Source organism: Streptomyces sp. GC420, from assembly GCF_009916105.1.
Taxonomy (GTDB): Bacteria; Actinomycetota; Actinomycetes; order Streptomycetales; family Streptomycetaceae; genus Streptomyces.
On record NZ_JAAAXQ010000324.1, the window covers coordinates 1 to 9,358 of the forward strand.

Sequence of the window (9,358 nt, forward strand, 5' to 3'; positions counted from 1 at the left end):
ACCCCGCACTGCGCCGCCCCTTCGACATACGCGAGGACTACCTGCGGTACGTCGACGGCAAGTCGCGGCTCGACGGCGCCGCCTCCTTCCTCGCCTCGCGCGGCGTGCGGCCCGACGATCCGCGGGTGGCGGCCGTCGCCGCCCGCAAGGAGTCCCTGTTCACCGAGCGGCTCGCGCACGGCATCGACCCCTACCCCGGCACGGTCAGGCTGCTGCACGTGCTGCGCGACGCGGGAGTGCCGCTGGCCGCCGCCTCCGCCTCCCGGCACGCACGCGAACTCCTCGAACACGCCCGGGTTCTGGACCTCTTCGACACCCTCGTGGATGGTGGTGAGGCGGCCCGGCTGCGGCTGCCCGGCAAACCCGATCCCGCGCTGTTCGTGGAGGCGGCCCGCCGTCTCGGGACACCGGTCTCCCGCACCGCGGTCGTCGAGGACGCGCTCGCCGGGGTGGAGGCCGGCCGGCGCGGCGGCTTCGGCCTGGTCGTCGGCGTCGACCGGGCCGGTACCGACGCGACCCGTGCCGCGCTGCTGGAGCACGGCGCCGACCTGGTGGTGCGCGACCTCGCCGAACTTCTCGCCCCGGAGGAAGACTGACGATGCGCGACTGGACCTGGGAGTACGAAGGCTACGACCCCGCCGAAGAACGGCTGCGGGAGTCCCTGTGCACCCTCGGCAACGGCTACCTCGCCACCCGCGGTGCCGCCCCCGAGTGCGCGGCCGACGAGGTCCACTACCCGGGCACCTATGTCGCCGGCTGCTACAACCGGCTGACCTCCGAGGTGTCGGGACGGCGCGTCGAGAACGAGGACATGGTCAACCTGCCCAACTGGCTGCCGCTGCGCTTCCGCACGGACTCGGGGGCCTGGCTCACCCCGGACACCCACAAGGTCATCGACCACAGGCAGCGCCTCGACCTCAACTCCGGCATGCTGGAACGCACCCTGCGCTACGAGGACCGGGCGGGCCGTCGGCTCGCGGTGCGGCAGCTGCGCATGGTCCACATGGCCGACCCCCATCTCGCGGCGCTGCGCACCGAGTTCACCGCCGAGGGCTGGTCCGGGGAGATCGAGGTCGAGTCCGCGATCGACGGCTCGGTCACCAACTCCGGCGTCGCCCGCTACCGGCAGCTCGCGGCCCGGCACCTGACGCACGTGCAGACCGGCAGCGCCCCCGCGGACACGCTGTGGCTGCGCTGCCGCACCAGCACCTCCGACATCCGTGTCGGACTCGCGGCCCGCACCACGGTGGACGCCCCGGCCGAGAGCACCGTGCACCACGGCGACGAGCGGGCCGCCCAGCTGCTGCGGATCGGGGTCACCGAGGGCAGGACGGTGACCGTCGACAAGACGATCGCCCTGCACACCTCCCGCGACCCGGCGATCAGCGACCCGCTGCACGCCGCCGTCGACCGGATCGGCCGCGCCCCGGGCTTCGAGGTCCTGCTCGACTCGCACCGCACCGCCTGGCACCAGCTCTGGCGCAACGCCGACATCGAGGTCCCCAACAGCGCGGGCCCGATCCTGCGGCTGCACCTCTTCCACGTCATGCAGACCCTCTCCCCGCACACCGCCGACCTCGATGTCGGTGTCCCGGCCCGCGGGCTGCACGGCGAGGCCTACCGCGGCCATGTCTTCTGGGACGAGCTGTTCGTCCTGCCCACGCTGAACCTGCGCCGCCCCGAGGTGTCCAGAGCGCTGCTGACCTACCGGCACCGACGCCTGGAACGCGCCCTGTTCGCGGCCCGCGACGCCGGGTACACCGGCGCGATGTACCCGTGGCAGAGCGGCAGCGACGGCCGGGAGGAAACCCAGCAACTGCACCTGAACCCGCGCTCGGGCCGGTGGCTGCCCGATCACTCGCGGCTCCAGCACCACGTCGGCTCGGCGATCGCGTACAACGTGTGGCAGTACTGCGAGGCCAGCGGCGACCTGGAGTTCCTGCACACCAAGGGCGCCGAGACCCTGGTGCAGATCGCCCGGTTCTGGGCCGGCTTCGCGAAGTACGACGAGACGCTCGACCGGTACCGGATCCGCGGCGTCGTCGGCCCCGACGAGTACCACGAGGCCTACCCCGGCGCCGAACGGCCGGGCCTCGACGACAACGCCTACACCAATGTCATGGCCTCCTGGGTCCTCGCCCGCGCCCTCGACGTGCTGCGCGGCCTCCCGGAGCCCCGCCGCAGGGACCTGTCCGAGCGGACCTCGCTGGACCCCGGCGAACTCGAGGCGTGGGACGAGATCTCCCGGAAGCTGTACGTGCCGTTCCACTCCGGGGTGATCAGCCAGTTCGAGGGATACGGCAGGCTCGCCGAACTCGACTGGGAGGGCTACCGCCGCAAGTACGGCGACATCCGCCGCCTCGACCGGATCCTGGAGGCCGAGGGCGACACCGTCAACCGCTACCAGGCGTCCAAGCAGGCCGACGTCCTGATGCTCGGCTACCTGTTCTCGCCCGGCGAACTCCGCGGCATCTTCCACCGGCTCGGCCACGACCTGACCGAGGAGACCTGGCACCGCACCGTCGACCACTACCTCCAGCGCACCAGCCACGGCTCGACCCTGAGCAGCCTGGTCCACGGCTGGGTGCTGGCCCGGGTGCGGCGCGCCGACGCGTGGACCTACGTCCACGAGGCGCTGGCCGGCGACATCGCCGACCTCCAGGGCGGCACCACGGGGGAGGGCATCCATCTCGGTGCCATGGCCGGCACGATCGACCTGGTCCAGCGCTGCCTGACCGGGCTGGAGACCAGGGGCGGTGCCCTGTGCCTCGACCCGGTGCCGCTGCCGGAACTGTCGGAGTACGGCTTCTCGATCCGCTACCGGGGCCACTGGGGCGTGCGGCTGACGCTGCGTGCCGGGGAACTGCTGATCAGCGTGCCCGAATCGGACCAGCCGCCGATGGACATCGCGCTGAGGGACCGCACGGTCGCCGTGGCACCCGGGGAGACCTGCACCCTCACCCTGCCCCGGGGTGACTGACCGAGCGGAGCAGGAACAGCGCGATGTCGTCGGTGCGGTGCCTGGCGGTCGTGGCGCGGCGGATCAGCACCGTCGCCAGCTCCTCCAGGGGCAGGTCCCCGGACCGGGCGAGGTCCGCGGCCAGCGCGTCCAGCGCCTCGTCGAGATCGGTGCCGGGCGACTCGATCAGCCCGTCCGTGTACAGGACGACGGTGGTCCCCACGGGGATCGGGAACTCGGCCACCGGATACTCGCTCTCCGCCTCGATGCCCAGCAGCAGCCCGCCGGGGGAGCGCACCACCCGGACCTCGCCGTCGGGCGTCCGCACCAGGGGGTGCGGATGCCCGGCGCTGGCCAGGCAGGCGGTGCGGCTGCGCAGATCGAGCCGGAGGAAGGCGCTGCTCGCGAACAGACCGGGGTCCAGTTCCATCAGCAGCCGGTTGGTGGCGCTGAGGATCCGTCCCGGTGCCGCCTCGGCCGTGGCGAAGGCGTGCACGGCCGACCTGATCTGGCCCATGAGCGCCGCCGCGGCGACGTTGTGGCCCTGGACGTCGCCGATGACCGCGGCCGCCGCGTCGTCGCGCAGCCTTACGAGGTCGTAGAAGTCGCCGCCGATGTCCATGCCCTCGGTGCCCGGCAGGTAGCAGGCGGCCGTCGCCAGCCCCGGCACCTCCGGAAGCGTCCGCGGCAGCATGCCCTGCTGGAGGACATGGGCCAGCTCCAGCTTCTTGTCGTACAGCCGGGCGCGGTCCAGGGCCTGTGCGATCAGACCGCCCAGCGACGTCAGCACGGCCCGCTCGCTGGTGCCGAAGCGGTGCGGCCGGGCGTAGGCCAGGATGCAGGTGCCCATGTGGCGGCCGGAGGCGATGAGCGGGAGGAAGGCCCATGAGGCCATCCCGTCGTGGCCCTGCGCCGTGGCCCGCTCGGGGAAGGCCCGGTTCAGCTCCTCCAGGGACTCGTAGAACGCGGGCCGGCCGCGGCCCAGCCCCCGCACGCCCGGCTGGCTCGGGAACCAGGGGCTGTTGTCGTACCGGGCGGCCACCTCCGGCGGGTAGCCGTGGTGGCCGAGCAGCTTCAGCCGCCGGCCCTCCGCGGTGAGCAGGGCCAGCGCCTGGGCGCCGTACGCGGGGATGATCTCGTCCGCGACCAGGTCGACGATGTCCTGCACGCTGACCGCCTGGGTGAGCGCGCTCGCGAGGTGCAGTACGTGGTGCAGTGTCCCGGCGTGGACCTGCTGCGCGCCGTCCTGGCCCGCCGGCACGGCGGCCGACCCGTCGTCGGCGGCGCGCGTGACCCGGACGGTGATGCCGGACGCGTCCGGGTACAGGTCGAAGCTCAGCCGGTGGTCCCCGGGGGCCGCCACGATGATGCCCGAGGCGGGCCGGCCGCCCAGCAGCGCGGCCCGGTACAGCTCGTAGAAGGGCTCGCGCAGCCAGGGCAGCTCGTCCCACGGCCGGGCGCCGAGGAGCCGCTGCTCCGGCTCGCCCAGCAGCTCGGCGGCCGCGGGCGTCAGGGAGGTGACGCGGCCGTCGTTGTCGAGGGCGAGGACACCCTCGGGCAGCCGGGCCGCCATGCTCTCGGCGGCCTCCGCCGTGCCCGGCTCCGGCGCCGGTGCCCCGAGGATCAGCGGCGGCATCTCGTCGACGCCCGGAAGCCCGCCGGGCCAGAACCGCTCCAGCTCGGCCGCCACCCCCTCGGCCAGCCGCCACATCCCGTCGCGCAGGTCGTCGGGCACGGAGGACGGCAGCGAGCCGGGCCACACCGCGAACAGCGACCCGAGGGTGCCGCGCGGGCCCGTCACCGGGACGGCGGCCAGGGAGAAGTCGTACGGTGCGGCCACGGCGATCCGCGGATAGCTACGCATCCACGACTCCTGGCCGTTCACCCAGACGAGTTGCCCGGTGCGCACCGTGTCGGTGCTGGGCATCTCGCTGTCCACGCTCACCCGTTCACCGGGCGCGGCGATGTCCTGCGGCATGCCGCACAGCAGGGCCAGCCGCAGCACCTGATCCCCGGGTTCCAGCAGGAAGAGTCCGCCGGCGTGCGCCCCCAGCCGGGTCAGCGCCCGCCGCAGTTGCCCGGCCGCCGCCTTCAGGGCCTCGTCGCCGCCGGCCGAGGCCGGCCCCGTGGCCCGGGCAGCGGAAGGTGTCTCCCCGCCGCTCATATCGAGACCCTACGCCCGTGCCACCCGCCGGGCACCCGCATCGCCCGCCCGATGTGACACGGGTTCCGAGGGCGCCCGGCGGCGCCGGGTCAGCGCGCCGCGTCCTCCACCTCGACGGCGGGGCCCGCCGCCGCCCCGGCCGGGACGCCGGTGGATACGCCCGCGGCCGGCGGGGCCGGTGCGGCCGGCGCGGCGGGCGGGGCGTGGAACGGGAGCACTCCGGCCAGGTGCAGGTGCTCACGGGCGCCCCGGATCGCCTCCGGGGTCGTGGCGTACTCCGCGCCCTTGCGGTGCAGGGTGTCCAGCGCGCCCACGGACTCGAGCGCCTGACGCTGGCCCGGCCGGATGCCGGACATCATGACGACGATGCCGCGCCGGTTCAGCTTCTCCACGGCGTCCTTCAGGACCAGCGCGCCCGTGGCGTCGATGGTGCTGACCCGCGACATGCGCAGGATGACCACCCGGACGTCCGCCACCTCGGACAGCTCCAGCAGGAAGCGGTGGGCGCCCGCGAAGAACAGCGGACCGTCTATGCGGTACGCCACGATGTGCTCGGTGAGCAGCGCGTGCTCCTCGTCGCTGTGCTCGCCCGGCAGGTCCGGCCTGACGTCCACCTGGTCCATGCGGGCCTGCTGGGCCACCGCGCGCAGCGCGAGCGCGCCCGCCACGACCAGGCCGATGATCACAGCGTAGACGAGGTCCAGGGCGAGGGTGGCGACGGCGGTCAGCACCAGCACCACGGCGTCGGAGCGGGTGGCACGGGTCATCGCCCGCAGCGAGCCCACCTCGACCATCCGGATCGCGGTGGCCAGCAGCACACCGGCCAGGGCGGCCAGCGGGATCTTGGACACGAGCGGCGCGGCCGCGAAGACGATCACGGCGAGCACGGCGGCGTGCACCAGGGCGGCCAGCCGTGAGCCCGCGCCGGTGCGGACGTTCACGGCGGTACGGGCGATGGCCCCGGTGGCGGGGACGCCGCCGAACAGCGGGGCGGCCAGGTTGGCCAGACCCTGTCCGAACAGTTCCTTGTCGGGGTCGTGCTGCTGGCCGACGGTCATGCCGTCGGCGACGGAGGCGGACAGCAGCGACTCCAGGGCCGCCAGGGCGGCCACCGCGACGGCGGGCGCGAGCAGGGAGCTCACCGCCGACAGATCGAGGAAGGCCAGGGAAGGGGCGGGCAGACCGGCGGGCAGTTCACCGATCGGCGCGGCGCCGTCCAGGTGGAAGAGCTGTGCCACGACCGTCGCGACGATGACGGCGATGATCGAGAACGGGACGGCGGGACGCAGCCGCGCACCGAGCAGCATCATGGCGGCGACACCGACCGCCAGCCCGACGGCGGTCCAGTTCGGGTGCTGGGCGAACGCGTGCAGCGCGTTCCAGGTGACCGTCAGGACCCGTTCGCCCTCGGGCTTCTCCACGCCCAGGGCGTTGGGGATCTGCTGGAGGCCGATGACGCAGGCGATGCCGAGGGTGAAGCCCTCCACCACGGGGGCCGGGACGTACCGCATGTAGCGGCCCGCCCTGGCGACGGCCAGCGCGACGAGGATGACACCGGCCATCAGGCCGACGGTCAGCACTCCGCCGGGGCCGTGCTCGGCCACGATCGGGACGAGCACCACCGTCATCGCGCCGGTGGGACCCGACACCTGGAGGTTGGACCCGCCGAAGAGGGCCGCGAGCGCGCCGGCGACGACGGCCGTGGCCAGCCCGGCCTCCGCGCCGAGTCCGGAGGAGACGCCGAAGCCCAGGGCGAGCGGCAGGGCAACGATGGCCACGGTCAGGCCGGCCAGCAGGTCGCGGCGGGGGGAGTGGGCCATGACCGCGAGATCGGCGCGGGAGGGCAGCAGCCTGCGCGCGGGGGCCGTGATCCGGCCGGTGAAGTTCTCTCTCATCGTGCCGCGACCCCGGCTTCCGCCGCCGCCTCGGCCTTCGCTTCCGCCTCGGCTTCCCGCAGCTCGACCAGCAGCTCGTGCCGGCCCGACAGCATCTCCGTCAGGATCCGGCGGGCGGCCCGCATCAACTGGGCCACGTCACCGCCGGCCACCTCGTAGACGACCGTCGAGCCCTCGCGTGTCGAGGTGACGATCCCGGAGCGGCGCAGTACGGCGAGTTGCTGGGACAGGTTCGGTGGTTCGATCTCGATGGCGGCGAGCAGGTCCCGTACCGGCTTCGGTCCGTCCTGAAGGAGTTCCATGACGCGGATGCGTACGGGATGCCCGAGCATCCTGAAGAACTCGGCCTTGGCCTGGTACAGCGGAACCGGCACGGGGTGCGGCCTCTCTCCTCGACATGCGTTGGTGCTTGCTTGTTCGGCAAACATGTAAACCCAGCATGTAGGCAATTGCAGAATTATGCAATTCGTCATGCTGTGGGTCACGCGGTGCTCCTGCCCCTGCACACGGCCGGAAGGCCGGTCCGGTTCGCTTCCGGAACGACACGGGAGCGGGCGGCCACGCGGTGAGGGACACCCGGCCGGCACACGACGCGGTGTCCGCGCGTCCACCAGCGGTGCCGTTTCACCCGCTGGTGTGGCGGCGTGCCGAACAGCCGCCCGCCGGCCGGGGCCGTCCGGGCGGTGGCCGGCCACCCGGTGCCCGGGGCCGCGCCCGCCGGACGGCCGTGGCGCGTCCGCCGGCGGGCGGGGATACGCCGACGGCCCGCCCCTGGCGGGACGGGCCGGCCGGAACGCGCGGGGCAGGGCCGAGCCGCGGGGCGCCGGTGGAGGCCCCCGCGGGCCCGTGGGTGAAGGCCGCCGACGTGGCTGTCAGTGGGCGGGGCGGTGCTCCGTGGCCAGCACCGCGGCCTGGATGCGCCGCTCGACACCGAGTTTCGCCAGCAGCCGCGAGATGTGGTTCTTGACCGTCTTCTCCGACAGGTACAGCCGCTTGCCGATCTGCCGGTTGGTCAGGCCCTCGCCGATCAGCTCCAGGATCTCCCGCTCCCGCGGTGACAGGCCGGCCAGCACCTCGTCCTGCGGATCGGCCGAGGCCTCCTCGGCGGGCCCGCCACGCAGGCTGCTCATCAGCCGGGCCGTGGTCGCCGGGTCGAGCATCGACTGGCCGGACGCCACCGTCCGTACGGCCGCGACCAGGTCGGACCCCTTGATCTGCTTCAGGACGTAACCGGCGGCACCCGCCATGATGGCGTCGAGCAGCGCGTCGTCGTCGTCGAACGAGGTCAGCATCAGGCAGGCCAGGCCCGGCATGCGCGAGCGCAGCTCCCGGCACACCGAGATGCCGTCCCCGTCCGGCAGCCGGACGTCCAGAACGGCGACGTCGGGCTGGAGGGCCGGGCCGCGCGCCAGCGCCTGGGCGACGGTTCCCGCCTCGCCGACGACCGAGATGTCGGGTTCGGCGTCCAGCAGGTCGTGCACCCCCCGCCGGACCACTTCGTGGTCGTCCAGCAGGAACACCCGGATGGGTTCCTCGGGCGAGAATTCCCGTGCCTCGGTCATGTCGTCCATCGGTCCTTTTTTGGTCATCGCGGTCGCCCAGCACATGCGCTGGGACGATCGTGGTCCTCCCGGCGCGGTCACGCCAGGGCCGAACGGCCCCCAGGGACATCCGCCATGGGCCGGATGTCCTCGCGAGGGGGACCTGCTCGGCCCTCATCATGCCTCTGCCCGCCGTGGGACGGTCAACGCATCCGGGAAAGGGGGTGTGCGATGCGTACGAAGGCCAGGTTCTGGCGCTGGCGGAAGAACCCGCTGCGCCGCCGCTCCGACGCAGCCGAGGCATGGGCGGTGCTCGCCACGGGTGTGCTGCTCGCTACCGCCGCCCCGGCGGCCGGTGTGGTCACCGGGCTTCAGGTGGAGGAGAACGCGCTGCGGCAGGGCAGCGACCTCCGGCAGACCACCGCCGTGCTGACCGAGGACGCCCCGGAATTCGCCTACACCGAGGGCGGCCGGGTCCGCGCCGAGGCGCGCTGGACCGTGCCCGACGGCACCACCCGCACCGGGCGCGCCCTGGTCCAGGCGGCCACCGACGCGGGCGCGAAGGTCACGGTGTGGCTGGACGAGGACGCGCAGCTGCACGATCCGCCCGCCACGCCCGCCCAGGCCACCGTCCAGGGTGTCGCCTTCGGCTCCATCGGCGCCCTCGGAGCCGCCACGCTGGTGCTGGGCAGCGGCTGGGTCGTCCGCGTCTTCCTGGACCGGCACCGGGAGGCGGAGTGGGGCCGCGAGTGGGCCGTCGTGGGCCCGCGCTGGGAACAGCACCGCAGCACCTGACACC

Annotated in this window: 7 protein-coding genes; 3 read left to right on the plus strand and 4 right to left on the minus strand. The window is 73.6% G+C overall.

Features of this window, described 5'->3' with window-relative positions; translation table 11 throughout:
* Together GUY61_RS29625 and GUY61_RS29630 are read left to right on the plus strand one after the other, a co-directional pair.
* Positions 1-596 (plus strand): HAD family phosphatase (locus GUY61_RS29625; RefSeq protein WP_166633322.1); only part of this gene is annotated, 596 nt, incomplete at its 5' end.
* A gap of 2 nt (positions 597-598) precedes the next feature.
* Positions 599-2,980, plus strand: coding sequence for a glycoside hydrolase family 65 protein (locus GUY61_RS29630; protein WP_166633323.1), 2,382 nt, complete (start codon positions 599-601; stop codon positions 2,978-2,980).
* Here the strand turns inward: GUY61_RS29630 and GUY61_RS29635 are convergent.
* From GUY61_RS29635 to GUY61_RS29650, 4 genes are all read right to left on the minus strand, one after another.
* On the minus strand, positions 2,958-5,123 hold the full coding sequence (locus tag GUY61_RS29635; protein WP_166633324.1) for a SpoIIE family protein phosphatase: 2,166 nt from the start codon (positions 5,121-5,123) through the stop codon (positions 2,958-2,960). The genes GUY61_RS29630 and GUY61_RS29635 overlap by 23 nt on opposite strands.
* Positions 5,124-5,212: 89 nt before the next feature.
* Positions 5,213-7,018 (minus strand): SulP family inorganic anion transporter, encoded by a 1,806-nt coding sequence (locus GUY61_RS29640; protein ID WP_166633325.1) that lies wholly within the window; start codon positions 7,016-7,018, stop codon positions 5,213-5,215.
* The gene (locus GUY61_RS29645; RefSeq protein ID WP_166633326.1) at positions 7,015-7,392 is read right to left on the minus strand and encodes a metalloregulator ArsR/SmtB family transcription factor; all 378 of its coding nucleotides are present in this window, start codon (positions 7,390-7,392) and stop codon (positions 7,015-7,017) included. Before GUY61_RS29645 ends, GUY61_RS29640 begins: the two co-directional genes overlap by 4 nt.
* Positions 7,393-7,890: 498 nt before the next feature.
* Complete coding sequence (locus tag GUY61_RS29650; RefSeq protein WP_208106631.1) at positions 7,891-8,580, minus strand: response regulator transcription factor; 690 nt, start codon at positions 8,578-8,580, stop codon at positions 7,891-7,893.
* Positions 8,581-8,790: 210 nt separating this feature from the next.
* Between GUY61_RS29650 and GUY61_RS29655 the strand changes: the two genes are divergently transcribed.
* Positions 8,791-9,354 (plus strand): hypothetical protein, encoded by a 564-nt coding sequence (locus GUY61_RS29655; protein WP_166633328.1) that lies wholly within the window; start codon positions 8,791-8,793, stop codon positions 9,352-9,354.
* The last annotated feature ends 4 nt before the right edge of the window (positions 9,355-9,358 follow it).

Coding starts and splice junctions, on each gene's coding strand:
- GUY61_RS29640 (WP_166633325.1), bottom strand. CDS start 7,018: ATGAGAGAGAACTTCACCGGCCGGATCACGGCCCCCGCGCGCAGGCTG.
- GUY61_RS29650 (WP_208106631.1), bottom strand. CDS start 8,580: ATGACCGAGGCACGGGAATTCTCGCCCGAGGAACCCATCCGGGTGTTC.
- GUY61_RS29635 (WP_166633324.1), bottom strand. CDS start 5,123: ATGAGCGGCGGGGAGACACCTTCCGCTGCCCGGGCCACGGGGCCGGCC.
- GUY61_RS29630 (WP_166633323.1), top strand. CDS start 599: ATGCGCGACTGGACCTGGGAGTACGAAGGCTACGACCCCGCCGAAGAA.
- GUY61_RS29655 (WP_166633328.1), top strand. CDS start 8,791: ATGCGTACGAAGGCCAGGTTCTGGCGCTGGCGGAAGAACCCGCTGCGC.